Here is a 24,725-nt window from a genome sequence, read left to right as displayed (position 1 = left end):
CTTGCCCGCGATCGAGTGCGAAGCGCTCGCAAAATCTACGACTGCTGCGCAGCCGATCGTCGGAGTGCCGCCCAGGGCAAGCGCGCTCCTACACCGGCGCATTACGACTTCAAGGCTTCCAGACCTGCACATCCTTGGCATCCACGGCCTTGGGCAATAACCCCGCTGCCAGGAACGCATCGGCAATGCTCTGTTGCTCGTCGAGCTGGCTGGCTTGAACGGCTTGCACCGCATAGCTGCGACGCTCATTGGCTGCCTCTACGGTGGCGACGTCCAGGTTGCCCCACAGCGGGCTCAGGATTCTTGCCGCTTCGTTCGGATGAGCCTTGACCCATTCGCCGGTCTTTTTGAGCTCGGCGAATACCACCTTGAGCACTTCCGGGTGACTGTTGGCGTAAGGCGTGGTGGTCAGGTAATAGCGTTTGTAGCTGGCCAGACCGCTGCCATCGGCCAGGGTACGAGTAGGCAACTGGCGCTGGACGCTGCTGAGGAAGGGTTCCCAGGTCACCCAGGCATCCACCTTGCCGTTCTCGAACGCGGCGCGGCCATCGGCGGGTGTGAGGTAGGCGGGTTCGATGTCGGTGAACTTCAAACCGGCCTTGTTCAGGGCGGCAATCAACAAGTAATGGCTGCCAGCGGCCTTGGTGACTGCGATTTTCCTGCCCTTGAGGTCGGCGAGGGTTTTGAACGCCGAATCGCTGCGCACGACAATCGCCTGGGCAGAGGGAGAGGAGGCTTCCTGAGCGAAGTAGGTGAGCCGCGCACCTGCCGCCTGAGCAAAAACCGGAACCGTATCGGCGACATCGGCGCTCAGGTCGACATTGCCCACGTTGAGGGATTCGAGCAAAGGCAGGCCGCTGGGAAACTCATGCCACGACACCGAAATGCCTTTTTTGTTCAGCTCACGCTCCAGCGTACCCTGGCTTTTGAGCACCGAAATGAGCGTTGAGGACTTCTGAAAGCCGATTCGCAAAGTTTCTTTTGCGTCCGCTGGCATGGAAAGTGTCAAGGTGGTGGCAATTGTCACAATTGCTGCTAATAGATGATTAAGTGTTTGTTTTTTAATATTTTTTGTCGTCATTTTTTGGGCTTTCCGGTTGGGATTTCGTGACTGGAGAGTCGAGATCCGGTGGTCCGGTAGCTGAAAACTAAACGATCTGACGAATGGTCGAAAAATATTTTTTGGGAATTAGCTTATTTGATGGATACACTCCTTGGCGTCGCGGTTGACATGTGTTGTGACATATATCAAATCGGTCTAAAGGGGTTGTGAATAACTGCTTTTGGATTTATCGGATTTTCACTACCTTGCACCAGTGACACACGCGGTCTAGTCATTTGAGTCTCGAAGCGCGCAGTAACCATTGACCTCTGGTCGGGTCTGGCGTTTAACGCGAATACATGGGTCAGAGCCTTGCTCGGCACCATGGATTAAAAAAATTAGATTCACGAGGAGCGTAGCAATGAAGAAGTCCACCCTGGCCCTGGCCGTAACATTTGGTGTATTGGCCCAGCAGGCCGGCGCAGCAGGTTTCATTGAAGACAGCAAGGCGACCATCAGTTCCCGTACCATGTACTTCAACAACGACCTGCGTGAAGGCCGTAACGTTACCGACCAGCGTGAAACCGCTACCGGTCTGAAATTCGACTACATCTCGGGTTTCACCGAAGGCACTGTTGGCTTCGGTCTGGATGTTCAGGCTCTGGTGGGTGTCCATCTGGGCGGTGGTATCAAGAACAAGACCGCTACTACTCAAAACACCTTCTTCCCGATGGATACTGACGGTGATTCGGTCAGTTCCTGGAGCCGCGGTGGTGCCAACGCCAAGGTGCGTATCTCGAAAACCGAACTGAAAGTCGGTAACGCTTTGTCGCCAAACCTGCCAATCCTGGTTTCCAACGACGGTCGTTTGCTGCCTCAGGTCTTTGAAGGCGGCATGATTACTTCCAAAGATCTGGACAACTTCACCCTGACTGGCGGCCAACTGACCGGTTCTGCTGGTCGTGCTTCCAGCAACTTCACCGGCCTGTCCGTTAACGGCGCTACTCGCGACAGCAATGAATTCCGTTTCGCCGGTGGCGACTGGAAAGTCACCAAAGACCTGACTCTGCAGTACTACTTCGCTAACCTGGAAGATTTCTACAAGCAGAACTTCCTGGGTCTGGTACACGTTTATCAAATCGCTCCTGACCAGTCCTTCAAGACTGACTTGCGCTATTTCGACAGCAGTGCTGATGGCAACAACGGCAAGAACGTAGCGGGTTACAGTTTCAACAACAACAACGGCTATGCCAAAAATGCTGGCGAAGTCGACAACAAGACCTGGTCTGCCATGTTCACCTACACCTTGGGTGGTCATGCATTCCTGGCCGGATACCAGGAAGTCGGTGGCGACGGTGGTTTTGTCAACCTGAACCAGGGTAACGTTGTCGATGGCCGTGGCCGTCCAGAAGGTAACGGTGGCTCCAGCTTCTACCTGTTCACTGACTCGATGATCAACCAGTTCAACCGTGCTGGTGAAAAAACCACTTTCGGTCAGTACTCGTATGATTTCGCCAAGGTCGGTGTTCCAGGTCTGAAGGCTGCGATTGCCTATCTGCGTGGTGATGACATCAAAGGCGCTGCCTTTACCACTGGCGGCGTCGTCAACCGTAACTCTGTTGGTCATGAGTACTCCGAGTGGGAACGCGACATGCGTATCGACTACGTAGTCCAGAGCGGCCCGTTGAAAGGTTTCGGTACTACTCTGCGTCACGGTACCTACCGTGCGGATGAAGGTCTGAACCAGGCCAGCAACGCCGACCAGACTCGTCTGATCTTCAACTACACCTACGCTTTCAAATAAGCCCGGTCAGTTGAAAAGGAACCCCGCTTCGGCGGGGTTCTTTTTGCCCGGAATTTGATATTCCTTTCAGGCCTAACCAAATCGATATCCATTCTTTTTAATTTTTTAGCGGGCGGTGCACAGTAGATCTATACCTCAACGAATACCCGATCGAAAGGAGCAACACCATGACACTGCGACTTGGCGATATCGCCCCTGACTTTGAACAGGACTCCAGTGAGGGCCGTATCCGCTTCCATGAATGGCTGGGCAATAGCTGGGGTGTGTTGTTTTCCCACCCGGCGGATTTCACGCCAGTCTGCACCACCGAGTTGGGGTTCACTGCCAAATTGAAAGACGAGTTCGCCAAGCGCGGCGTCAAGGCGATTGCGCTGTCGGTGGACCCGGTCGATTCCCATGTCAAATGGATCGACGACATCAACACCACCCAAAACACCCGGGTCAATTTCCCGATCCTGGCCGATGCCGATCGCAAGGTGTCCGACCTGTACGACCTGATCCACCCCAATGCCAGCGATACCCTGACCGTGCGCTCTCTGTTCGTGATCGATCCGAACAAGAAAGTACGCCTGACCATCACTTACCCAGCCAGCACCGGGCGCAACTTCAACGAGATCCTGCGGGTCATCGACTCTCTGCAATTGACCGACAACTACAAGGTCGCCACGCCAGCCAACTGGGTGGATGGCGATGATGTGGTGATCGTGCCGTCGATCAAGGACGAAGCCGAGATCAAGGAGCGTTTCCCGAAAGGCTACAAGGCCGTCACGCCTTACCTGCGTCTGACGCCACAGCCGAACCGTTGATTTACAGCTTCATCGAGTGGGGTTATTCGGGCCGATTTATCGGCCCTTTTTTATGGGCGGGAAAGTCATAAATTCTTATATTCATTTAAGGAATAACCAAATGAATAAATAAGATTTATGGATATAAAAAACTGCTGTTAATGTCACTCCATCGCGGCGGTTTTCGCCTCATGACTACTCAATACCCAGCAAAGGAGCGCCCCATGCGCACTCTCATCTTGCGTCGAGGCCTGGCCGCTCTGTTTAGCGCAGCAGTCGCTCTGGGAGCCATTACCCAGGCTCAGGCTGAAGACCTTCGGATCGGTTATCAGAAGTACGGCACCCTGGTGGTGCTGAAAGCCAAAGGCTCCCTCGAGAAGCGTCTGGCCGAGCAAGGTGTGAAAGTGCAGTGGACCGAATTCCCGGGCGGCCCTCAACTGCTGGAAGGCCTGAATGTCGGCTCCATCGATTTTGGCGTGACGGGCGAGACGCCTCCGGTCTTCGCTCAGGCTGCCGGTGCCGATCTGCTTTACGTGGCCTATGAGCCGCCAGCGCCTACCAGTGAAGCGATTCTGGTACCCAAGGATTCACCGATCACGTCGGTCAAGGAACTCAAGGGCAAGAAGGTCGCCCTCAACAAGGGTTCCAACGTTCACTACCTGCTGGTGCGCGCGCTGGAAGATGCCGGGTTGAAATACACCGATATCCAGACCGTGTTCCTGCCACCGGCCGATGCGCGTGCCGCTTTCGAGCGTGGCAGTGTCGATGCCTGGGTCATCTGGGACCCTTATCAGGCTGCCGCCGAGCAGCAATTGCAGGCGCGGACCCTGAGGGACGGCTCCGGCATCGCGGATAACCATCAGTTCTATCTGGCGACCAAGCCTTACGCCCAGAAGAATCCGAAAGTGATCGAGGCCCTTGTCGAAGAGATTCGTGCCGTGGGCGAGTGGTCCAAGGCTCACCCCGAGGAAGTGACCAAACAGGTTGCACCGCTGCTGGGCCTGCCTGCCGACATTACCCTGACGTCGCTGAAACGTCAGGGCTACGGCGCACTGTTCATCACACCTCAGGTCGTCGATGCCCAGCAGAAAATCGCTGACACCTTCTATCAGCTCAAGCTGATTCCCAAGCCACTGCGCATTGCCGACGTGATCTGGACACCTCCCGCTGCTGTAGCGAAAGCACAGTGATTGGCAGGCCTTTCGAGGAGACAACTCCATGAGCCTTAGTGCTTCGCAACGAACCATCCACAGACTGGCGCCCTGGGCACTTCCAGTCTTGCTGTTGGCGGTCTGGCAACTGTCGGTCAGCGCCGGCTGGCTGTCGACACGCATCCTGCCGGCACCCAGCGCTGTCATCGAAGCTGGTTACAGTCTGGTGGCCAGCGGTGAAATCTGGACCCACCTGGCAATCAGCGGCTGGCGTGCCGGTATCGGTTTCGCCATTGGTGGCGGTATCGGACTGATACTGGGTTTCATTACCGGCCTCACCAAATGGGGCGAGCGTCTGCTGGACAGTTCGGTGCAGATGATTCGTAACGTGCCGCACCTGGCGCTGATCCCGCTGGTCATCCTGTGGTTCGGCATCGATGAGACCGCGAAGATATTCCTGGTCGCGCTGGGCACTCTGTTCCCGATCTATCTGAACACGTATCACGGTATTCGCAACATCGACCCGGCGCTGGTGGAAATGTCCCGCAGCTATGGTCTGTCGGGCTTCAGCCTGTTCCGCCATGTGATCCTGCCGGGGGCCATGCCTTCGATTCTGGTGGGTGTGCGTTTTGCTCTGGGTTTCATGTGGCTGACCCTGATCGTGGCCGAAACCATCTCGGCCAGCTCCGGCATCGGCTATCTGGCCATGAATGCCCGTGAATTCCTGCAAACCGACGTCGTGGTGCTGGCCATCGTGCTGTATGCCGTGCTCGGCAAGCTGGCCGATCTGGCAGCGCGTGCCCTGGAGCGAGTGTGCCTGCGCTGGCACCCGGCCTATCAAGTCAGCAAAGGCGGTGCAGCATGACGAGTCTCAAACAACAACCTCCGCATCTGCTGCGGGGTATTCCGCTGGCGATTCAGGATCTGAAGAAAGCCTTCGGCTCCCGTGTCGTGCTCAAGGACATCGATCTGCACATTCCAGCCGGCCAGTTCGTGGCGGTTGTGGGGCGAAGCGGTTGCGGCAAGAGCACCCTGTTGCGCCTGCTGGCCGGTCTGGACAAGCCAACCGAGGGCCAGTTGCTGGCCGGTTCCGCTTCTCTGGCCGATGCTCGCGAAGACACTCGTCTGATGTTTCAGGAAGCGCGTCTGCTGCCCTGGAAGAAGATCATCGACAACGTGGGCCTTGGCCTGAGCGGTGACTGGCGTGCGCAAGCGCTTGAAGCGCTGGAAGCCGTCGGTCTGGCCGAGCGTGCCGATGAGTGGCCGGCGGCGTTGTCCGGTGGCCAGAAGCAGCGCGTTGCCCTGGCGCGGGCGTTGATCCACAAACCGCGTCTGCTGTTGCTCGATGAGCCGCTGGGCGCGCTGGATGCCCTGACCCGTATCGAAATGCAGCAACTGATCGAAAGCCTGTGGCGCAAGCATGGCTTCACGGTCCTGCTGGTGACTCACGATGTCAGCGAGGCCGTGGCCATTGCCGATCGGGTGATCCTGATCGAGGAAGGCAGTATCGGGCTCGACCTTGTGGTCGACCTGCCGCGCCCTCGTGCGCGTGGCTCGCATCGTCTGGCTGCGCTGGAAACCGAAGTGCTTAACCGCGTGCTGTCCCTGCCCGGATCGCCGCCTGAACCCGAACCCTCTTCACCGTTGCCCACGCAATTGCGCTGGGCCAATTAACCCCGATCCCACAAAAGGAAGGCATACCATGACTATCAAAGCGATTAACGTGCGCAACCAGTTCAAAGGCACCATCAAGGAAATCGTCCAGGGTGACGTGCTGTCCGAAATCGACGTGCAGACCGCTTCCGGTATCGTGACGTCGGTCATCACCACCCGCTCGGTCAAGGAGCTGGAACTGGCCGTGGGCAGCGAAGTGATTGCCTTCGTGAAGTCCACCGAGGTGTCGATCGCCAAGCTGTGATCTTCAGCGACACCCGACCCCGGACGGTGCAGGCCCTCCGGGGTTTTTTACATCCGTGTCACAGAGGCTGCGGGCGTTTTGGCAGGGAAGGCGGCAGGTACAGCCCCAGATAGGCGTCGAATACCCGCATGCCTTCTTCGGCCATGCGCGGAGTGATCTGGTCGTGCAGTTGCACCGAGCGAGCGTAGACCCGGTCGCCCAGTTCCATTGCCAGGGCGAAGACGTCCACATCGTCCGGCAGTGTCGGTACCGGGAAATGGCGGTTGAACACTTCAAGCATCAGGTGACCCAGCTCGATGTCATGCTGGCGGTCGGCCTGATTGATTTCGGTCAGGCCGTGCTGGGCAAGGATCAACTGGCGAGCGGCAGCATCGGCGTTGTAGATGTTCAGCATGCGCAGTTCCACCAGACGTGACAGGTCGCGCCAGTCCCTGAGCTGCTCATGATCGATAGGGCTCTGCAGCGATGTGCGGAAGGCTTCGTGGACATCTGCCGTCAGGGCTTCAAGCAGTGCCGGAACGCTGGCGAAGAAGTGATAGACCGACGAAGGCGGTATTTCCGCGCGCTCGGCCACGCTGTAGATCGACAGGCTGGCCACTCCTTCGGTTGCGAGCAGAGTACGTGCAGCATCGAGAATCGAATCGATTCGGGCCTGGCTGCGTGCTCGGGGTTTGCGAGGAGGGGGAGTGCGCGTCATGGGTTGATCTCAGGGGGGCGGCGGGGCAGCGGCATTGTACAGTGGGGCCTGTTTCAAGGTCTTCGCGAATAAATACGCGCCTACAGTGAAAACCCCTGTGGGAACTGACTTATTCGCGAGGAAAAACAAAAGCGCCGCACGACCCGAAGGCCTGCGGCGCTTTGTGCAGCGGTCCGGCTCAGACCGTATGCAGGTACCAGTTGTACTCGAGGTCGGAGATGGAGTGTTCGAACTCCTCCAGCTCGCTCTCTTTACAGGCCACAAAGATATCGATGTATTTCGGGTCGATGTATTTGGCCATGACTTCGCTGTCGTCCAGCTCGCGCAGTGCATCGCGCAGGTTGTTCGGCAGGCTTTGCTCGTGCTGCTCGTAGGAGTTGCCTTCCACTGGAGCGCCCGGTTCGATCTTGTTGGTCAGACCGTGGTGCACGCCTGCCAGTACCGAAGCCATCAACAGATACGGGTTGGCATCGGCACCGGCCACGCGGTGTTCGATACGCACGGCATCGGGCGAACCGGTTGGCACGCGCAGCGCAACGGTACGGTTGTCCAGGCCCCAGGTCGGAGAGTTGGGTACGTAGAACTGGGCACCGAACCGGCGGTACGAGTTGACGTTCGGGCAAAGGAACGCCATCTGTGCCGGCAGGGTCTCGAGCACACCGCCGATCGCATGACGTAATGCGGCGTTCTGCTCGGGATCCTCGCTGGTGAAGATGTTCTTGCCATCGCGATCCAGGATCGAGATGTGGACATGCAGACCATTACCCGCCTGACCCGGATAGGGCTTGGCCATGAAGGTCGTGTCCATTTCGTGGTCGTAGGCGATGTTCTTGATCAGGCGCTTGAGCAGAACCGCGTAATCGCAGGCCCTGATCGGATCGGCCACGTGATGCAGGTTTACCTCGAACTGGGCCGGGGCGCTTTCCTTGACGATGGCGTCGGCCGGGATGCCTTGCTCTTTCGCACCTTCGAGAATGTCCTGGAGGCAGTCGACATATTCGTCGAGATCGTCGATCAGGTAGACCTGTGTCGAGTGCGGGCGCTTGCCCGAGATCGGCGAGCGTGGCGGTTGCGGGCGGCCATTCACGTTCTCCTGGTCGATCAGATAGAACTCCAGCTCGAACGCCGCGCAGATGGTCAGGCCCAGTTCGTCGAACTTGGTCACTACCTGGCGCAGCACTTCACGCGGGTCGGCGAAGAAGGGTTCACCTTCCAGTTCGTGCATGGTCATCAGCAGTTGTGCCGTAGGGCGCTTCTGCCATGGTTCGTTGCACAGGGTATCGGGGATTGGATAACAGATGCGGTCGGCATCGCCGATGTCCAGGCCCAGACCGGTGCTTTCCACCGTGGAGCCATTGATATCCAGAGCAAATAAAGAGGCAGGCAGGTTGATGCCCTTCTCGTAAACCTTGTGGAGGCTGGTGCGTTCTATGCGCTTGCCACGCACCACACCATTCATATCTGCAATCAGAAGGTCAACGTACAGAACCTCAGGATGTTCCTTAAGGAACGCGTTCGCTTCGTTGAGCTGAACGGCACGCGGGGGTACCGACATGATGCAACACCTTTGTTGTTAAAAATATCAATCATCGAGCATTACGGGTTTCAGTCAATCCGAAAGCCATGATGAAGTCAATAGAGCCTTTTGTTGCCCTAAAACTGCGCCTTATAGCCTTTTTTGCTGCCATTTGGGGCGCGTATTCCTTGTTTCGAGCAGAGCAGAGCCTGATCAGGGAAAGCTCGTATTCTATTTTTATCGGGGCGTTGTATAAAAAAATGAACAAGGCTAAGCTCGATTGCAGCCCACAGAGCAATAAAACCGGGGTTTCAATGCCTTGCCTTCCCTTGATCGACTCCACTCCCGGTACAGGACAGAGCGGTCATCATGCCCGCCATATCAATGTCTTCAACGGCCTGCCGTCGAATCCTGCAAGACACTGTGTGCGACCCGACAGCAGTGCCATGAGTTCCAGCCATACTGGACATCAGCTCTGCGCTACAGCAACTTTTCATATCGAACAGTATCACTATAGCGGCATGAACGGCGTTACAGATGCTGCTCATCCTGCAAACAGGCAGATGCCACCTTACCGCTTATTCGTGCCTGCCGAAACGAGTTGTACAACGTGACGCCGATGCGTCGGAAAAACGCCTGATCGCGATCAGGACACGACAACCCCTGAGGTATTTATGAGTACCAACCTCGACCAGCTCACCGATTGGTTGAAAGAACACAAGATCACCGAAGTCGAATGCATGATGTCCGACCTTACCGGGATCACCCGCGGCAAGATCTCGCCGACCAACAAGTTCATTGCCGAAAAAGGCATGCGTCTGCCTGAAAGCGTGTTGCTGCAGACGGTGACCGGCGACTATGTAGAAGACGATATCTACTACGAACTGCTGGACCCGGCCGACATCGACATGATCTGCCGCCCCGACCAGAACGCGGTGTATCTGGTGCCCTGGGCCATCGAGCCCACTGCGCAGGTCATTCACGACACTTACGACAAGCAGGGCAATCCCATCGAGCTGTCGCCGCGCAATGTCCTGAAGAAAGTCCTCAAGCTCTATGCCGATCAAGGCTGGCAGCCGATCGTTGCGCCGGAGATGGAGTTCTATCTGACCAAGCGCAGCGATGACCCGGATTATCCGTTGCAGCCGCCTGTCGGGCGCTCCGGGCGTCCTGAAACCGGGCGTCAGTCGTTCTCCATCGAAGCCGCCAACGAATTCGACCCGCTGTTTGAAGATGTCTACGACTGGTGCGAGCTGCAGAACCTGGACCTGGACACTCTGATCCATGAAGACGGCACGGCACAGATGGAAATCAATTTCCGTCATGGCGATGCCCTGTCCCTGGCCGACCAGATTCTGGTGTTCAAGCGCACCATGCGCGAAGCCGCGCTCAAGCATGATGTGGCCGCGACCTTCATGGCCAAGCCGATGACCGGCGAGCCGGGCAGTGCGATGCACCTGCACCAGAGCATCATCGATATCGAGACCGGCAAAAACATCTTTTCCAATGATGACGGGACCATGAGCCAGCTGTTTCTGAACCACGTCGGTGGTCTGCAGAAGCTTATCCCCGAGCTGTTGCCGCTGTTTGCGCCCAACGTCAATTCGTTCCGCCGCTTCCTGCCGGATACTTCTGCACCGGTCAACGTCGAGTGGGGCGAAGAGAACCGCACCGTCGGCCTGCGTGTGCCGGATGCCGTACCGCAGAACCGCCGCGTGGAAAACCGTCTGCCCGGTGCCGATGCCAACCCTTATCTGGCGATTGCCGCGAGCCTGTTGTGCGGCTTCATCGGTATGGTCGAAGGGCTCAATCCGAGTGCACCGGTGGTGGGGCGCGGCTACGAGCGTCGCAACCTGCGCCTGCCGCTGACCATCGAGGATGCGCTGGAGCGGATGGAAAACAGCAAGACCATCGAGAAATACCTGGGCAAGAAGTTCATTGTCGGCTATGTGGCGGTCAAGCGTGCCGAGCACGAGAACTTCAAGCGTGTGATCAGTTCGTGGGAGCGGGAATTTCTGCTCTTCGCCGTTTGAGTCATGCAGGCACCGCCGCAGGTCATGCGCGCGGTGCCTTGCCAACCGAATCCCGATAACAGGAAGCGCTGCATGAGTGCCAACAACCCTCAAACCCTCGAATGGCAAGCCTTGAGCAGCGAGCACCACCTGGCACCGTTCAGCGATTACAGGCAATTGAAGGATAAAGGCCCGCGCATCATCACCCGCGCCGAAGGCATTTATCTGTGGGACAGCGAAGGCAACAGGATTCTGGACGGCATGTCCGGCCTGTGGTGCGTCGCCATCGGCTATGGCCGTGAAGAGCTGGTAGAAGCGGCCAGCAAACAGATGCGTGAGCTGCCTTATTACAACCTGTTCTTCCAGACCGCTCATCCTCCGGCGTTGGAGCTGGCGAAAGCCATTTCCGAAATCACCCCCGAAGGCATGAATCATGTGTTCTTTACCGGCTCAGGCTCCGAAGGCAACGACACCATGTTGCGTATGGTCCGCCATTACTGGGCGATCAAGGGCCAGCCGAACAAGAAAACCATCATCAGCCGGGTCAATGGCTATCACGGCTCCACCGTTGCCGGGGCCAGCCTGGGCGGCATGACCTATATGCACGAGCAGGGCGATCTGCCGATCCCCGGTGTGGTGCATATTCCCCAGCCCTACTGGTTTGGTGAAGGCGGCGACATGACGCCTGACGAGTTCGGTGTCTGGGCCGCCGAGCAACTGGAACGCAAGATTCTCGAGCTGGGCGTGGAAAACGTCGGTGCATTCATTGCCGAGCCGATCCAGGGTGCCGGCGGGGTCATCGTGCCGCCCGATACCTACTGGCCGAAGATCAAGGAAATCCTGGCCAGATACGACATTCTGTTCGTCGCCGATGAGGTGATTTGTGGCTTCGGGCGTACCAGTGAGTGGTTCGGTAGCGATTTCTACGGCCTCAAGCCAGACATGATGACCATCGCCAAGGGCCTGACCTCCGGTTATGTGCCCATGGGCGGCCTTGTGGTGCGCGATGAAATAGTCGCAGTGCTCAACGAGGGCGGCGATTTCAACCATGGTTTCACCTATTCCGGGCATCCCGTGGCGGCTGCGGTCGCGCTGGAAAACATTCGTATCCTGCGCGAAGAAAAGATCGTCGAAAGGGTTCAGGCGCAAACGGCACCATATTTGCAAAAGCGTCTGCGCGAACTGAGCGATCATCCGCTGGTGGGAGAGGTACGCGGTGTCGGCCTGCTGGGTGCAATCGAGCTGGTGAAAGACAAGACCACTCGTGAGCGTCATGTCGGCAAGGGCGCAGGGATGATTTGTCGAACCTTCTGCTTCGATAATGGCCTGATCATGCGGGCCGTAGGCGATACCATGATCATTGCGCCACCGCTGGTCATCAGTTTTGCGCAAATCGATGAGTTGGTCGAAAAGGCGCGCAAGTGCCTGGACCTGACTCTGGCAGCACTGTAGGAGCGTATTTATCCGCGAGGCCAATGCAGTTTTCTTCGGATGTATCGGCCTTTGGGGAATGAATGCGTTCCTGCGGGAATTCCTTGTTTGATAGCTTGAAAGCGCCAACCGGAACTTGCCAGACTAATGGCTAGAAGCCGCTAATCTAACGGTCAGTGATAAAACATTGGAGCTGTACGCATGAAAAAATTTGGCAAGACCCTTCTCGCCTTGTCCCTGATGGGCGTTGTGGCCTCCGCTGCGCAGGCCGATGACAAAGTGCTGCACGTCTATAACTGGTCCGATTACATCGCACCGGATACCGTTGCCAAGTTTGAGAAAGAGTCTGGCATCAAGGTCGTCTACGACGTTTTCGACAGCAACGAAACACTGGAAGCCAAGCTGCTGGCGGGCAAATCCGGGTATGACATCGTTGTGCCGTCCAACAACTTCCTGGCCAAGCAGATCAAGGCTGGCGTCTATCAGGAATTGGACAAGTCCAAGCTGCCCAACTACGGCAACCTGAACAAGGACCTGCTCAAGGCCGTTTCGGTCAGCGACCCGGGCAACAAGCATGCTTTCCCGTACATGTGGGGCTCGATCGGTATCGGCTTCAACCCCGAGAAGGTCAAGGCCGCTCTGGGTGCCGATGCGCCGGTCAACTCCTGGGACCTGCTGTTCAAGCCTGAAAACGCAGCCAAGCTGAAGTCCTGCGGTATCAGCTTCCTCGATTCGCCGACCGAAATGCTGCCAATCGCGCTGCATTACCTGGGCTACCCGACCGACTCTCAGGACAAGAAGCAACTCGCCGAGGCCGAGGCGCTGTTCCTGAAGATTCGTCCTTCGATTGCCTACTTCCACTCCTCGAAGTACATCTCCGACCTGGCCAACGGCAACATCTGCGTAGCAGTGGGCTACTCGGGTGATATCTATCAGGCCAAGTCTCGTGCCGAAGAGGCCGGTGGCAAGGTCAAGGTCAGCTACAACATTCCGAAAGAAGGTGCTGGCAGCTTCTTTGACATGGTCGCCATTCCAAAGGATGCCGAGAACGTCGAAGGTGCCTACAAGTTCATGACCTTCCTGATGAAGCCGGAAATCATGGCCGAGATCACTGACGAAGTACGTTTCCCGAACGGTAACGCGGCAGCGACTCCTCTGGTCAACAAGGAAATCACCAGCGACCCGGGCGTTTATCCGCCAGCCGATGTACAGGCCAAGCTCTATGCAATCGCTGACTTGCCTGCTGCGACCCAGCGGATCCTGACCCGCAGCTGGACCAAGATCAAATCGGGCAAGTAAACGCCTGACTCAAGGCGCGCTTGCCCGCGATGACACAGGCAAAGACGACACAAATCTGTCGTCGGGAATGTCCTCATCGCGGGCAAGCGCGCTCCTGGCGGGCGATGTCATATAAAGTTCTTTGCGATTCGCAGCCATCAACGGTAAGTTGCCGACCCGTTTTTCAGCTCACCGATACGGGCACCAGACCCCCATACTGAAAAGGATTGTTTACGTGTCTATTTCTTTATTGGCCAGATCGATGCTCGCCGTTGCAGCGCTGACCACTGTTGCCAGTGTTCAGGCCGAGTCCACCGTACACATCTATAACTGGTCCGATTACATCGGCAAGACCACCCTGGCGGATTTTGAAACCAAGACCGGCATCAAGCCGTTATACGACGTATTCGATTCCAACGAGACCCTGGAAGCCAAGCTGCTGGCCGGGCGTACCGGTTACGACGTGGTAGTACCGTCCAACCATTTCCTGGGCAAGCAGATCAAGGCCGGCGCTTTCCAGAAGCTCGACAAGTCGCTGCTGCCCAACTACAAGAACCTCGACCCGGCGCTGCTCAAGCGTCTGGAGAAGAACGATCCGGGTAACCAGTACGCCGTGCCTTATCTGTGGGGCACCAATGGCATCGGTTATAACGTCGAGAAGGTGAAGGCTGTTCTGGGTGTGGACAGGATCGACTCCTGGTCGGTGCTGTTCGAGCCCGAAAACATCAAGAAGCTCTCCAGTTGCGGCGTGGCGTTTCTCGATTCGGCCGATGAAATGATCCCGGCCATGCTCAATTATCTGGGCCTGGACCCCAACAGCACCAAGGAAGCCGACTACAAGAAGGCTGAGGCCAAGCTGCTGGCGGTACGTCCTTATGTGACCTATTTCCACTCCTCCAAATACATTACCGATCTGGCCAACGGCGACATCTGCGTTGCCGCCGGCTTTTCGGGCGATGTGTTCCAGGCCCGTGACCGCGCAGAAGAAGCGGACAAGGGCGTGAAGATTGCCTATTCCATTCCCAAGGAAGGCGGCAACCTCTGGTTCGACATGCTGGCTATCCCGGCTGACTCCAAAAACGTCAAGCAAGCCAGCGCCTTCATCAACTATCTGCTTGATCCAGCGGTGATCGCCAAAGTCAGTGATGAAGTCGGTTATGCCAACCCCACCCCGGCGTCCGGTGATCTCATGGATCAGGACATCCGCACCGATGAGGCGGTCTACCCGCCTCAGGAAGTACTGGACAGATTGTTCGTGAATAGTGAGTTGCCACCCAAGGTGCAACGTCTGATGACCCGCAGCTGGACCAAGGTCAAGTCGGGGAAATAAAAAATCCAGCGCCCGGCCCAATGGGGTCGGGCTGCCTATTGTTGGGGAGTTTCACCCATGCCAGTTGCCTCCGGCGCCTACAAGAAAGCCATCGAAGGCGGTCAGCAACCCAAAGAGGTTCTGGTCAGGATCGATCGGGTCACGAAAAAATTCGACGAGACGGTTGCCGTGGACGATGTGTCCCTGCAGATCAACAAGGGCGAAATCTTCGCCCTGCTCGGCGGTTCCGGGTCCGGCAAGTCCACATTGCTGCGCATGCTTGCCGGCTTCGAACGCCCGACCGAGGGTCGCATCTTTCTGGACGGCGTCGACATCACCGACATGCCGCCCTACGAGCGCCCGATCAACATGATGTTCCAGTCCTATGCGCTGTTCCCGCACATGACCGTGGCCGACAACATCGCCTTCGGCCTCAAGCAGGACAAGCTGCCCAAGGATGAAATCGAAGCCCGTGTGGCCGAGATGCTCAAGCTGGTGCACATGACCCAGTATGCCAAGCGCAAGCCGCATCAGTTGTCCGGCGGCCAGCGTCAGCGCGTGGCTCTGGCCCGCTCCCTGGCCAAGAAGCCCAAACTGCTGTTGCTCGACGAGCCCATGGGCGCGCTGGACAAGAAACTGCGTTCGCAAATGCAACTGGAACTGGTGGAAATTATCGAGCGCGTGGGTGTGACCTGCGTGATGGTAACCCACGACCAGGAAGAGGCCATGACCATGGCCGCGCGCATCGCGATCATGCACCTGGGTTGGATCGCCCAGATCGGCAGCCCCATCGATATCTATGAAACGCCTACCAGCCGACTGGTCTGCGAGTTCATCGGCAGCGTCAACCTGTTCGAGGGCGAGGTGATCGAGGACATGGAAGGCTATGCGCTGATCAATAGTCCCGATCTTGAGCGTCATATCTATGTCGGACACGGCGTGACCACCTCGGTGGAAGACAAGCACATCACTTACGCACTGCGCCCGGAAAAGCTCCTGATCACTACAGAGCAGCCGACCTTCGAGCACAACTGGTCCCGGGGCAAGGTGCATGACATTGCCTATCTGGGCGGCCATTCGGTGTTTTATGTCCAGTTGCCCGGCGGCAAGGTGGTGCAGTCCTTCGTCGCCAACGCCGAGCGCCAGGGCACCCGGCCTACCTGGGGCGATGAAGTCTACGTATGGTGGGAAGACGACAGCGGCGTGGTACTGCGCTCATGAAAATCCGCAAGATCAAACGCGCACTCCTGCGAATAACGCCCAATGGCCGGCAACTGGTCATTGGCGCGCCGTTTCTCTGGCTGTTCCTGTTCTTCGCCTTGCCGTTCCTGATCGTTCTCAAGATCAGTTTCGCCGAGGCGGACGTGGCGATCCCGCCCTATACCGAAATTTTCAGCTACGCCGAAGACAAGCTGCAGCTGGTCCTGAATCTGGCCAACTACACGCTGTTGAGCGGTGACGAGTTATACATCTCGGCCTATCTGGGCTCGCTGAAGATGGCGTTTTTCAGCACCTTGCTGTGCCTGCTGATCGGCTATCCCATGGCCTACGCCATCGCCAATGCCCGCAAGGATTTGCAGACCGTGCTGTTGCTGCTGATCATGATGCCGACCTGGACGGCGATCCTGATCCGCGTCTATGCCTGGATGGGCATTCTCAGCAACAACGGGCTGCTCAATGCCTTCCTGATGTGGCTGGGCCTGATCGACGAGCCGCTGCAGATCCTCAATACCAACCTGGCGGTCTACATCGGCGTGGTCTATTCCTATCTGCCGTTCATGATCCTGCCGCTGTACGCCAATCTGGTGAAACACGACCAGAGCCTGCTGGAAGCTGCATCGGATCTTGGTTCGAGCACCTTCAACAGCTTCTGGAAAATCACCGTGCCGCTTTCCAAGAACGGCGTGATTGCCGGCTGCATGCTGGTATTTATCCCGGTGGTGGGCGAGTTCGTGATCCCCGAGCTGCTGGGTGGCCCGGAAACCCTGATGATCGGTCGCGTCCTGTGGCAAGAGTTCTTCAACAACCGTGACTGGCCGGTTGCCTCGGCGCTGGCGGTCATCATGCTGCTGGTATTGATCGTGCCCATCATTCTGTTCAACCGCAGCCAGGCCAAAGAACTGGAGGGCAAGGTATGAACCGCTTCCGTTTCTCGAACCTGGTATTGGTCCTGGGCCTGCTGTTCATCTATGCGCCGATGGTCATTCTGGTCATTTACTCGTTCAACGACTCCAAGCTGGTAACTGTCTGGGGTGGCTGGTCGGTCAAATGGTATGTCGGCCTGCTGGACAATGCCCAACTGATGGGCTCGGTGTGGCGTTCGCTGGAAATCGCCTTCTACACGGCGATTGCGGCTGTTGCTCTGGGCACCATGGCGGCTTTCGTCCTGACCCGCATCTCGCGCTTCAAGGGCCGCACCTTCTTCGGCGGGCTGGTCACGGCACCACTGGTGATGCCGGAAGTGATTACCGGTCTGTCGCTGTTGCTGCTGTTCGTGGCCATGGCGCAGTTGATCGGCTGGCCGCAGGAGCGTGGCATCGTCACCATCTGGATCGCCCACACCACGTTCTGCGCGGCCTATGTCGCGGTAGTGGTGTCGTCGCGTCTGCGTGAGCTGGATCTGTCCATCGAAGAGGCGGCAATGGACCTGGGTGCCCGGCCGTGGAAGGTGTTTTTCCTCATCACCATCCCGATGATCGCACCATCGCTGGCTGCGGGCGGCATGATGTCCTTCGCCCTGTCGCTGGACGACCTGGTACTGGCCAGCTTCGTGTCCGGGCCGGGCTCCACGACATTGCCGATGGAAGTGTTCTCTGCCGTGCGTCTGGGCGTGAAGCCCGAGATCAACGCGGTGGCCAGCCTGATCCTGCTGGCGGTTTCGCTGGTGACCTTCCTGGTCTGGTACTTCACCCGCCGTGCCGAAGAGCGCCGCAAACGCGCCATTCAGCAGGCGATCGAAGAAAGCGCTGCCGATACCTACAAGCCCAAACCGGTGTAATACACTCACTCTGTGGGGGAATGCCGATCAGTTAAGGTCATGAATCACTTTGTGGGAGGCAGCTTGCTGGCGACTTGATCGTACAGACGCAGAATATCTGTCGGTTTTCAGGTCTTTTTCGCCAGCAAGCTGCCTCCTACAAGTTGTGTATGCCTTAACTGCATTACTCTGTGGGGGCGGATTCATTCGCGGATAAATCCGCTCCCACACCGTTATTGAGCTGGCACCAGCCTCAGCAACCCTTCCGTATGCTCGTCCACATCCTTCTCGCTGAAGCGCTGCGGCACATACTCGCCATTGATGAACGCCTTGGCCTGATCCGAATAATGCCGGTCGAAGGGTACGCCGCTTTGCCCGACCGGGTTGATGCCCAGGCTGTGGGCCGGATCGGCGAAGTCGATCAGGCGACGGGTCGATGGGCCGTAGTTGACCGGCCATGGTGCCGGGCGCAGGCGTGAGGACAGGTTGTTGGGCACTTCATGACTGCCCGGGGCGGCGAAAGGGCCGACATTCAGCACGCGGTCCAGCGGCTTCTGCGAGCCCAGCGGGTGGCCATGGGTCAGGGTGTGCACCTTGCCCCACTTCCAGCCATCGGGGTTGTTGCCGTACATGGATTTCAGATGGGAAACACTGGCGCGCCAGGCGACCTTGACGGTGTCGGCGCGGCTTTCCACATGGGGTGAGTGGCGGTTGTCCCACCAGGGCGAATCCGCATCGGCCGCCAGACGGGGCAGGGCGGCATCCAGCACGCGGGAGGTGGTCAGGGTTTCAAAGAAACCGTCACCCAGTTCGTCATGAAAGGTTTCTTCCGTCAGGTCGAACAGGAACTGACTGAACAGGGTTGCGCCTACCGAATCCAGCGGATAGTCGCCTTTCCATTGCGCCAGACGCTCCACCAGCGCCAGTTCATCCGGGTCGGTGATCACGCTGCGCAGTACCGGAATCAGCGGTGTCAGGATGTTCCGGGCGTAGTCGGTAAGGGTGCCCAGTTGCAGCGCTTTGCTGTTGTCCATATCCCACTTGATTGCCGGGTCGCTCAGTTGCCTGTTCAGGTATTGCCCACGGTCGGCCGGGTTGTAATAGCCCGGAATCTGCATGCCGGTCGGGGACAGCGGCTGGAAGTTGGCCGAGATGATATAGCCGCGAGCCGGGTTTTCTTCCTGCGGGTTGGCGCTGAACGGGTAGAAGCCCAGCTTGTCGGCCTGTGCCGTACTGCCATCCAGAATGTAGGCGGGGTTGACCCCTTCAGGGCGGATCGGCAATTGCGCGGCAGCCCACCAGCCGATATCGCCCTGATGGTTGGCCCAGACGATGTTCAGGCCCGGCGACTGGATCTTCTCGGCGGCATTGCGCATCTTTTCCAGGGTATTGGCGCGGTTGGCTTCGTAGAAACCATCGAGCACCGGGTTTTCCGACACCAGGAACGACCACCACATGGCAATCGGAGCCTTGCCACCGTTCTTGCCCACCACATCGTTGACGATGGGGCCGTGTGGCGACTGGCGCAGCGTCAGGGTCACATCGGGCTGGCCCTTGACCTTGATCCGTTGCTCGCTGCTGGTCATGTCCACCCATTTGCCCTGATACCAGACCTGGTTCGGGTTATCGGGGTTGGTCTTCTCGGCGATCAGGTCCACATCGTCGTTCTGGAACATGGTCAGGCTCCAGCCGAAATCCATGTTGTGGCCCAGGAAGGCAAACGGGTTGAGGGCCTGATAATGGCCGTACAGCTCGAAGCCCGGTGCGCTGAGTTGTGCTTCGTACCATACCGACGGCACGGAAAAGCTGATGTGCGGGTCGCCCGCCAGCAAGGGTTTGCCGCTTTTGGTCCGGCTGCCGGATACGGCCCAGGCATTGCTGCCTTCAAACTGCGGCAGGCCTGCGGCGGCAACGGCTTCGTGGCTCAGTTGCGCCAGGGTGTTGAGGTCTTTCCAGTCGGCGCTGGCCAGGGCGGGTTTCTGGTCGAGCATGCCTTGAGGATGCCAGTCCAGATCGAAGACTTTCAGGTATTGCGGGCCAAGCTGATCGCGCACATAGGTCAGCAGCGGCTCGGTGCGAAAGGCTGCGGCAAAGCTGTAGGCCAGATAACCGCCGATACTCAAGGTGTCCTCAGCCGTGAAAGGCCGCTTCGGGATGCCCAGTACATCGAACTCCATCGGCCTTGCGTGGGTGTCCTGATACTGATTGATGCCATCCAGATAGGCCTGCAGCGCTTTCCAGGTCGGGGTGTCCGGGTTCTGGCGAGTGACGTAGGCGTCGGCGTGTTCGCGGATGCGCAGGCTGCGGAACAGCTTGTCGGTCCCGACCAGATTCGGCCCGAGAATTTCAGCCAGCTCGCCTCGCGCCAGGCGACGCAGCATTTCCATCTGGAACAGGCGGTCCTGGGCATGCACGTAACCGAGTGCGCGGTACATGTCCGCTTCGTTCCCGGCCCGGATATGCGGCACGCCGCGCTCGTCGTAGCGCACACTGACCGGTGCCTGCAGATTCGACATGACGATCTCGCCGTCGCGCACGGGCTGTTTGCTATGGATGTACCAGCCAGCGCCTGCGGCAAGCAGTGCGATGAGGATGGCGAGAATGGCAAGGATGCGTTTCATTGAACTTCCCTATGAAAGGCTCGGGCAGGGGGTATGCAGGCTACAGGAGTGGACGGCTTTGGCGAATGAATTCGCTCTGTCCTCGTTAAGTGTTGCAAGTCAGTCAGAGGAGTGTGGGAGGCAGCTTGCTGGCGACAGGGTTCCAGTCGCCAGCAAGCTGCCTCCCACAGTTTTTCAGCGCTGTGACAGATACACCACAAAACTTAATGCAGACAGAGCGAATTCATTCGCGAACAGGCCACCGCAACAGGGCAAAACGGTCTCTACAGGAACGGATAAGCGCCCGGGATATTTATTGCCAGACGCAGTAACAACCCACCGCCATGGTGTGTGTGGTGCTCACGCTGCGGCCGTCGAGCAGGGCATTGAGGATCGGTTCGATAAAACTGTTGCTCGAGTTGCAGGTCAGGCCTTCGCTGTAAGGCCCGAAATACGCGAGCCTGCCGTCGCGATCCCAGATGGCGACAGCCGGGCTGGCGCTGATCTTTTCGGCACCTGGAAGCGTATCCAGGGTTTTGATCGTATCGGGCGCTGGTGACGAATGATCGGTCGTGCCGGGCTTCTGCACGACATAGAAGTCGATACCTTTGTCACCGCCGAAGCGCTCGACCAGTTCGGCCAGATGCTGCTGATTGCCGACATTGCACGGGCAGGCCGGGTCCTTGAAATGCACCAGACGAATCCTGCCCGGGCCGGCCAGTCCGGCTGGCAGGCGCAGTTCATCGCCGCTGAACAGGGCGGTCTGATCGCTGAACGGGCGCAGGTAGCGGTGTTGAAACCAGTCATAGACTACCCACAATCCAGCCGCACAGATCAGCACGAACAGGCAGGCAAACAGATTGCGGCGGTGTGGGGCTTTCATGACAGACGTTTCTATTTAAGGTGGCGTAGCTTGCCACGCCCGAACAGACAGATGAATATCGCTACACTGTCTTTTCAAGGCCATGTCGGAATCTGGAAGCCTTATGTCTGCAACGTTTGACCCTGATCAATTACGCGCCACGCTGTCACCGCTGCGCGAGATCGAATCGCTCTCTCTGGATGGGCAGATCTATCAGCGTTTCTATGGCCTTGGCGGGTTGGGTGGCGAGAATGTCATCCGTAGCTGGCTCGGGCGCCTGGATGTGGGTGGCTACGAAATTGTCGGTCAGGTCTGGCTGCCCGAGCAGCCGGTGGCCACCCTGTTTCTGTTCCATGGTTTCTATGACCACATGGGCCTGTATCGCTACGTGATCGAGTGGGCGCTGGCTCAGGGATTTGCAGTGATTTCCTGCGACCTGCCGGGGCACGGGCTGTCCAGCGGCAGCCGGGCGAGCATCAATGACTTCTCCGAGTATCAGGCCGTGTTGCAGCGTCTGCTGCTGGAGGCCGAGGCCCTGAACCTGCCGCATCCCTGGCACCTGTGCGGGCAAAGCACCGGTGGTGCCATCGTGATCGATCATCTGCTTCATCAGGGCAACGATAGCCCGGTGCAAGGCAAGGCCATTCTCCTGTCGCCGCTGGTCCGGCCGCGTGCCTGGGGCTGGTCCAAACTCAGTTATTACATGCTCAAGCCGTTTGTGGATGGCATCGCGCGGCGCTTTTCCGAGAACACCAACGCTCCGGCTTTCCTGCCGTTTCTGCTGGCCGATCCGTTGCAGCCGCGTCGCTTGCCGACTACCTGGGTCGGCGCTTTATCGCGCTGGATCGTGCAGATTGAACGTGCGCCACGCAGTACCCGCAGCCCGCTGATCATTCAGGGCGATGCGGATATGACGGTTGACTGGGACCACAACCTGACCGTACTCAGGAGCAAGTTCAGCGAGCCGCAAATCCTCATGCTCGGCAAGGCACGGCATCATCTGGCCAACGAGGTGCCGGAATTCCGGGCGCGGTATTTCGAGTTTCTGAAAGGGCACATGAGCTGACCCGCCTTGAGCGAGGCGGGTTGTTACAGGCCCTGGGAAAGGCTGGAAGTGCTTTGTCCGACGGCAAGCCCGGCGCGGATCGCGGCAAGGGCTGCCTGATAGTAGGCCTTGCCTTCAGGTGATTCGGCGAAGCTCGAGAATTCTTCCAGCTCAGGGTCGGACAGATCGCGGTAGACATACAGCAGCGTGTTGTTCAGGTCCGCGCTGATCTGCGCCATCAGACGCTCGCGCTGGCCTTCGAGCATGCCCTGGGCCTGGCCGCCGCCCAGAAGACCGGGAATCATCTGGCTCAGGCTGTCGGCTGCCACACCGGCAATGGCGAGGCTGACTTCTGCGCCGGCCTGCTTGGCGGGCAGGGCCTGTGCCAGATGACCGATCAGCAACTGGCGGGTGGCGTCGGCTTCCATCTGCGGCAGTCCCTGGGCGTGCTTGGCCAACTGGTCGGAGCGGGTTGCCGTCAGCTCGGCCTTGACGATCTTGCGGCCCAGCGGGGACTGGAAGAATTTCAGTGCAGGTGCCGGGTCCTTGAGGCTTTCACGCAGGCGCTTTGCGGCACGCTGGTCCATGGCCTGCGGTGCGAAACGCTGGTTGCTGTTGGTGACCAGGGCCTGAAAGACCGCGGGCGGAAGGTTGTCGCGGTAGCGTTGCTGGGCAGCCTTGAGTGCATCGTTGAAATGCGCGCGCTGTTCTGTCCAGCCGGCAGCCTTGTACAACTGATCATAACCGTCTGCCCAGACAGGCAAGGCGCAGAACATCAACAGCAAAACAAACAAACGACGCATTCGGGACTCCTGTCGGCAGGTCGCTATTCTCGGGGTGTTGACGGGGATTTGTCGAGTTATGACTGCCCTTGCTGCATGAAAACACCCGCACATGACCGTGCTGTATACACACCTCTGTCGAATTCGAGGGCTTATGGATACTATGCACGCCATGCGCATATCTCCCGATCACCCACTCCTGCTTCGAATCGTCGACGACCTGGCCGCCAATGGCTGGTCGCAGCAGAATATTTTCCTGCCCGAAGGTCTGACCCGCGAACTGGCACAAGAGTGCCATCGACGTGCCGCCGAGGGTGAGCTTGAGCCTGCCGGTGTCGGGCGCGGACTTGCGCAGGAAGTGCGCGAGGGCATTCGCGGCGACCATATCCAGTGGCTGGAGCCCGGTCAGGCCGAGTGCAGCGACCGTTATCTGGAATTGATGGACAGCTTACGCCTGGCCCTCAATCGCGGCCTGTTCCTGGGGCTGGAAGATTATGAAAGCCACTTCGCCCTTTATCCGCCAGGGGCGTTTTACCTCAAGCATGTGGATCGCTTTCGCGATGACGACAAGCGCATGGTTTCGGCCGTGCTCTATCTGAATCAGGCCTGGCTGCCCGAGCATGGCGGGCAGCTGCGCATGTACCTGAAGGACGATGTGACCTATGACATCCAGCCCACGGGCGGTTGTCTGGTGGTGTTCCTGTCCGGCGATATTCCCCACGAAGTGCTGCCTGCCACTCGTGACCGGCTTTCCCTGACCGGCTGGTTCAGGCGCCGGGGCAACGAGCTGTTGCTGTAAGGCCGACCGGTTTCATGAAATCTGTGTCATGAACCCCGTTGCGCGGGGGAGAGGGCTATCGTAAAGAACTGTGCTGAACCGAAGGCATGGGTTCAGGTCCGATAGGTAGTCTCACAAACGTGCGGAGAGATCATGACATCCCTATTTTCCAGAACTGCCCTTGCAGGTCTGTTGCTGGCAACCTCGACCCTGATCCATGCGGCCGATATCCCGCGTACCGCTTCGCCCGACGGCGCAGAGGCGTACATCATCTCGCCCAAGGACGGAGAAACCGTGACGTCGCCGTTCAAGGTGCAGTTTGGTCTCAAGGGGATGGGTGTTGCACCGGCGGGAGTCGATATCCCCGAAACCGGCCATCATCATTTGCTGATCGATGTGAAGGATGAGCCCGCAGCGAATGCTCCGCTGCCGATGACCGACAATATCCGCCACTATGGCAAGGGGCAGACCGAAACCATGCTGAGCCTGCCACCGGGCAGCCATACCCTCCAGTTGCTGGTGGGCGACAAATCGCATATCCCGCTGAATCCGACGGTCGAGTCGAAGAAGATCACGATCAATGTGAAGTAAGGGGCGTTCACAAAACCGTGGGAGTTCTCCCGCCGCCCCGGCATCGTGCTGTCGCGCAGCAAACAGGTGCGGTGTGGTTGCCGATCAAGGGTTCGGCTTGAGGCCGCCTTGCGCCTTTACGGCGCGTCACTTTGGTTTCGGCCAAAG

General features: G+C 58.3%; 23 protein-coding genes. 17 read left to right on the top strand and 6 right to left on the bottom strand.

Features of this window, described 5'->3' with window-relative positions; genetic code table 11:
* Window positions 1-109: 109 nt before the first annotated feature.
* On the bottom strand, window positions 110-997 hold the full coding sequence (locus tag JSY17_RS18255; protein ID WP_404823359.1) for an aliphatic sulfonate ABC transporter substrate-binding protein: 888 nt from the start codon (window positions 995-997) through the stop codon (window positions 110-112).
* Window positions 998-1,463: 466 nt separating this feature from the next.
* Between JSY17_RS18255 and JSY17_RS18250 the strand changes: the two genes are divergently transcribed.
* The 6 genes from JSY17_RS18250 to JSY17_RS18225 all read left to right on the top strand — a co-directional run bounded on the left by JSY17_RS18250 (window position 1,464) and on the right by JSY17_RS18225 (window position 6,700).
* Window positions 1,464-2,846, top strand: a complete 1,383-nt coding sequence (locus tag JSY17_RS18250; protein WP_117183172.1) for an OprD family porin — start codon at window positions 1,464-1,466, stop codon at window positions 2,844-2,846.
* A 167-nt stretch (window positions 2,847-3,013) separates the two neighbouring features.
* Complete coding sequence (locus JSY17_RS18245) at window positions 3,014-3,652, top strand: peroxiredoxin (protein WP_117183173.1); 639 nt, start codon at window positions 3,014-3,016, stop codon at window positions 3,650-3,652.
* 203 nt (window positions 3,653-3,855) lie between these two features.
* On the top strand, window positions 3,856-4,821 hold the full coding sequence (locus tag JSY17_RS18240; RefSeq protein ID WP_206402729.1) for a sulfonate ABC transporter substrate-binding protein: 966 nt from the start codon (window positions 3,856-3,858) through the stop codon (window positions 4,819-4,821).
* Between the two features lie 28 nt (window positions 4,822-4,849).
* On the top strand, window positions 4,850-5,647 hold the full coding sequence (ssuC, locus tag JSY17_RS18235) for an aliphatic sulfonate ABC transporter permease SsuC (RefSeq protein ID WP_117167521.1): 798 nt from the start codon (window positions 4,850-4,852) through the stop codon (window positions 5,645-5,647).
* Window positions 5,644-6,456 (top strand): aliphatic sulfonates ABC transporter ATP-binding protein, encoded by an 813-nt coding sequence (ssuB, locus tag JSY17_RS18230; protein WP_117167522.1) that lies wholly within the window; start codon window positions 5,644-5,646, stop codon window positions 6,454-6,456. Before ssuC ends, ssuB begins: the two co-directional genes overlap by 4 nt.
* A 28-nt stretch (window positions 6,457-6,484) precedes the next feature.
* Complete coding sequence (locus JSY17_RS18225) at window positions 6,485-6,700, top strand: TOBE domain-containing protein (protein WP_025262382.1); 216 nt, start codon at window positions 6,485-6,487, stop codon at window positions 6,698-6,700.
* 58 nt (window positions 6,701-6,758) lie between these two features.
* Here JSY17_RS18225 and JSY17_RS18220 read toward each other — a convergent pair whose 3' ends face one another.
* Both JSY17_RS18220 and JSY17_RS18215 read right to left on the bottom strand, forming a co-directional pair.
* Window positions 6,759-7,397, bottom strand: a complete 639-nt coding sequence (locus JSY17_RS18220; protein WP_117186039.1) for a TetR/AcrR family transcriptional regulator — start codon at window positions 7,395-7,397, stop codon at window positions 6,759-6,761.
* Between the two features lie 178 nt (window positions 7,398-7,575).
* Window positions 7,576-8,952, bottom strand: a complete 1,377-nt coding sequence (locus JSY17_RS18215) for a glutamine synthetase family protein (protein WP_117165729.1) — start codon at window positions 8,950-8,952, stop codon at window positions 7,576-7,578.
* A 68-nt stretch (window positions 8,953-9,020) separates the two neighbouring features.
* On the opposite strand from JSY17_RS18215, the gene JSY17_RS18210 reads away from it, so the two are divergent.
* From JSY17_RS18210 to JSY17_RS18175, 8 genes are all read left to right on the top strand, one after another.
* Window positions 9,021-9,527 (top strand): hypothetical protein, encoded by a 507-nt coding sequence (locus JSY17_RS18210; protein ID WP_206402730.1) that lies wholly within the window; start codon window positions 9,021-9,023, stop codon window positions 9,525-9,527.
* Window positions 9,528-9,587: 60 nt separating this feature from the next.
* Window positions 9,588-10,946 carry a glutamine synthetase family protein gene (locus JSY17_RS18205; RefSeq protein ID WP_117165727.1) on the top strand — a complete coding sequence of 453 codons (1,359 nt, stop codon included), beginning with the start codon at window positions 9,588-9,590 and terminating at the stop codon, window positions 10,944-10,946.
* A 72-nt stretch (window positions 10,947-11,018) separates the two neighbouring features.
* Window positions 11,019-12,377: an aspartate aminotransferase family protein gene (locus tag JSY17_RS18200; RefSeq protein WP_200999092.1), complete on the top strand. Its 1,359-nt coding sequence runs from the start codon at window positions 11,019-11,021 to the stop codon at window positions 12,375-12,377.
* Window positions 12,378-12,557: 180 nt separating this feature from the next.
* Window positions 12,558-13,655 carry a polyamine ABC transporter substrate-binding protein gene (locus tag JSY17_RS18195; protein WP_117165725.1) on the top strand — a complete coding sequence of 366 codons (1,098 nt, stop codon included), beginning with the start codon at window positions 12,558-12,560 and terminating at the stop codon, window positions 13,653-13,655.
* Window positions 13,656-13,896: 241 nt separating this feature from the next.
* A complete protein-coding gene (locus tag JSY17_RS18190; RefSeq protein WP_232849539.1) occupies window positions 13,897-14,964 on the top strand; it encodes a polyamine ABC transporter substrate-binding protein in 1,068 nt (355 codons plus the stop codon).
* 57 nt (window positions 14,965-15,021) lie between these two features.
* Window positions 15,022-16,164, top strand: a complete 1,143-nt coding sequence (gene potA, locus JSY17_RS18185) for a polyamine ABC transporter ATP-binding protein (RefSeq protein ID WP_117165723.1) — start codon at window positions 15,022-15,024, stop codon at window positions 16,162-16,164.
* Window positions 16,161-17,081: an ABC transporter permease subunit gene (locus JSY17_RS18180; RefSeq protein WP_117165722.1), complete on the top strand. Its 921-nt coding sequence runs from the start codon at window positions 16,161-16,163 to the stop codon at window positions 17,079-17,081. Before potA ends, JSY17_RS18180 begins: the two co-directional genes overlap by 4 nt.
* Window positions 17,078-17,941, top strand: a complete 864-nt coding sequence (locus tag JSY17_RS18175; protein ID WP_117165721.1) for an ABC transporter permease subunit — start codon at window positions 17,078-17,080, stop codon at window positions 17,939-17,941. Before JSY17_RS18180 ends, JSY17_RS18175 begins: the two co-directional genes overlap by 4 nt.
* Before the next feature lie 212 nt (window positions 17,942-18,153).
* Here JSY17_RS18175 and JSY17_RS18170 read toward each other — a convergent pair whose 3' ends face one another.
* Both JSY17_RS18170 and JSY17_RS18165 read right to left on the bottom strand, forming a co-directional pair.
* On the bottom strand, window positions 18,154-20,541 hold the full coding sequence (locus JSY17_RS18170; protein WP_206402731.1) for a penicillin acylase family protein: 2,388 nt from the start codon (window positions 20,539-20,541) through the stop codon (window positions 18,154-18,156).
* 292 nt (window positions 20,542-20,833) lie between these two features.
* Complete coding sequence (locus JSY17_RS18165) at window positions 20,834-21,403, bottom strand: DUF6436 domain-containing protein (RefSeq protein WP_206402732.1); 570 nt, start codon at window positions 21,401-21,403, stop codon at window positions 20,834-20,836.
* 103 nt (window positions 21,404-21,506) lie between these two features.
* Between JSY17_RS18165 and JSY17_RS18160 the strand changes: the two genes are divergently transcribed.
* Entirely contained in the window at window positions 21,507-22,448 is a 942-nt protein-coding gene (locus tag JSY17_RS18160) for a phospholipase BipL (protein WP_206402733.1), read from the top strand.
* Window positions 22,449-22,471: 23 nt separating this feature from the next.
* Here JSY17_RS18160 and JSY17_RS18155 read toward each other — a convergent pair whose 3' ends face one another.
* Window positions 22,472-23,230 carry a DUF2059 domain-containing protein gene (locus JSY17_RS18155; RefSeq protein ID WP_117183181.1) on the bottom strand — a complete coding sequence of 253 codons (759 nt, stop codon included), beginning with the start codon at window positions 23,228-23,230 and terminating at the stop codon, window positions 22,472-22,474.
* A gap of 142 nt (window positions 23,231-23,372) precedes the next feature.
* On the opposite strand from JSY17_RS18155, the gene JSY17_RS18150 reads away from it, so the two are divergent.
* Window positions 23,373-24,008 carry a 2OG-Fe(II) oxygenase gene (locus tag JSY17_RS18150; RefSeq protein ID WP_162880488.1) on the top strand — a complete coding sequence of 212 codons (636 nt, stop codon included), beginning with the start codon at window positions 23,373-23,375 and terminating at the stop codon, window positions 24,006-24,008.
* A gap of 132 nt (window positions 24,009-24,140) precedes the next feature.
* The gene (locus JSY17_RS18145) at window positions 24,141-24,578 is read left to right on the top strand and encodes a DUF4399 domain-containing protein (protein ID WP_117165715.1); all 438 of its coding nucleotides are present in this window, start codon (window positions 24,141-24,143) and stop codon (window positions 24,576-24,578) included.
* The last annotated feature ends 147 nt before the right edge of the window (window positions 24,579-24,725 follow it).

Source organism: Pseudomonas capsici (assembly GCF_017165765.1).
Classification (GTDB): domain Bacteria; phylum Pseudomonadota; class Gammaproteobacteria; order Pseudomonadales; family Pseudomonadaceae; genus Aquipseudomonas; species Aquipseudomonas capsici.
Note: the sequence above shows the minus strand (reverse complement) of the source record. Positions and strands in the feature narration are given on the sequence as shown.

Excerpts from the sequence above, each read along its gene's own strand:
- JSY17_RS18255 (WP_404823359.1), bottom strand. The coding sequence starts at position 997 with ATGCCAGCGGACGCAAAAGAAACTTTGCGAATCGGCTTTCAGAAGTCC.
- JSY17_RS18250 (WP_117183172.1), top strand. The coding sequence starts at position 1,464 with ATGAAGAAGTCCACCCTGGCCCTGGCCGTAACATTTGGTGTATTGGCC.
- JSY17_RS18245 (WP_117183173.1), top strand. The coding sequence starts at position 3,014 with ATGACACTGCGACTTGGCGATATCGCCCCTGACTTTGAACAGGACTCC.
- JSY17_RS18240 (WP_206402729.1), top strand. The coding sequence starts at position 3,856 with ATGCGCACTCTCATCTTGCGTCGAGGCCTGGCCGCTCTGTTTAGCGCA.
- ssuC (WP_117167521.1), top strand. The coding sequence starts at position 4,850 with ATGAGCCTTAGTGCTTCGCAACGAACCATCCACAGACTGGCGCCCTGG.
- ssuB (WP_117167522.1), top strand. The coding sequence starts at position 5,644 with ATGACGAGTCTCAAACAACAACCTCCGCATCTGCTGCGGGGTATTCCG.
- JSY17_RS18225 (WP_025262382.1), top strand. The coding sequence starts at position 6,485 with ATGACTATCAAAGCGATTAACGTGCGCAACCAGTTCAAAGGCACCATC.
- JSY17_RS18220 (WP_117186039.1), bottom strand. The coding sequence starts at position 7,397 with ATGACGCGCACTCCCCCTCCTCGCAAACCCCGAGCACGCAGCCAGGCC.
- JSY17_RS18215 (WP_117165729.1), bottom strand. The coding sequence starts at position 8,952 with ATGTCGGTACCCCCGCGTGCCGTTCAGCTCAACGAAGCGAACGCGTTC.
- JSY17_RS18210 (WP_206402730.1), top strand. The coding sequence starts at position 9,021 with ATGATGAAGTCAATAGAGCCTTTTGTTGCCCTAAAACTGCGCCTTATA.
- JSY17_RS18205 (WP_117165727.1), top strand. The coding sequence starts at position 9,588 with ATGAGTACCAACCTCGACCAGCTCACCGATTGGTTGAAAGAACACAAG.
- JSY17_RS18200 (WP_200999092.1), top strand. The coding sequence starts at position 11,019 with ATGAGTGCCAACAACCCTCAAACCCTCGAATGGCAAGCCTTGAGCAGC.
- JSY17_RS18195 (WP_117165725.1), top strand. The coding sequence starts at position 12,558 with ATGAAAAAATTTGGCAAGACCCTTCTCGCCTTGTCCCTGATGGGCGTT.
- JSY17_RS18190 (WP_232849539.1), top strand. The coding sequence starts at position 13,897 with ATGCTCGCCGTTGCAGCGCTGACCACTGTTGCCAGTGTTCAGGCCGAG.
- potA (WP_117165723.1), top strand. The coding sequence starts at position 15,022 with ATGCCAGTTGCCTCCGGCGCCTACAAGAAAGCCATCGAAGGCGGTCAG.
- JSY17_RS18180 (WP_117165722.1), top strand. The coding sequence starts at position 16,161 with ATGAAAATCCGCAAGATCAAACGCGCACTCCTGCGAATAACGCCCAAT.
- JSY17_RS18175 (WP_117165721.1), top strand. The coding sequence starts at position 17,078 with ATGAACCGCTTCCGTTTCTCGAACCTGGTATTGGTCCTGGGCCTGCTG.
- JSY17_RS18170 (WP_206402731.1), bottom strand. The coding sequence starts at position 20,541 with ATGAAACGCATCCTTGCCATTCTCGCCATCCTCATCGCACTGCTTGCC.
- JSY17_RS18165 (WP_206402732.1), bottom strand. The coding sequence starts at position 21,403 with ATGAAAGCCCCACACCGCCGCAATCTGTTTGCCTGCCTGTTCGTGCTG.
- JSY17_RS18160 (WP_206402733.1), top strand. The coding sequence starts at position 21,507 with ATGTCTGCAACGTTTGACCCTGATCAATTACGCGCCACGCTGTCACCG.
- JSY17_RS18155 (WP_117183181.1), bottom strand. The coding sequence starts at position 23,230 with ATGCGTCGTTTGTTTGTTTTGCTGTTGATGTTCTGCGCCTTGCCTGTC.
- JSY17_RS18150 (WP_162880488.1), top strand. The coding sequence starts at position 23,373 with ATGCACGCCATGCGCATATCTCCCGATCACCCACTCCTGCTTCGAATC.
- JSY17_RS18145 (WP_117165715.1), top strand. The coding sequence starts at position 24,141 with ATGACATCCCTATTTTCCAGAACTGCCCTTGCAGGTCTGTTGCTGGCA.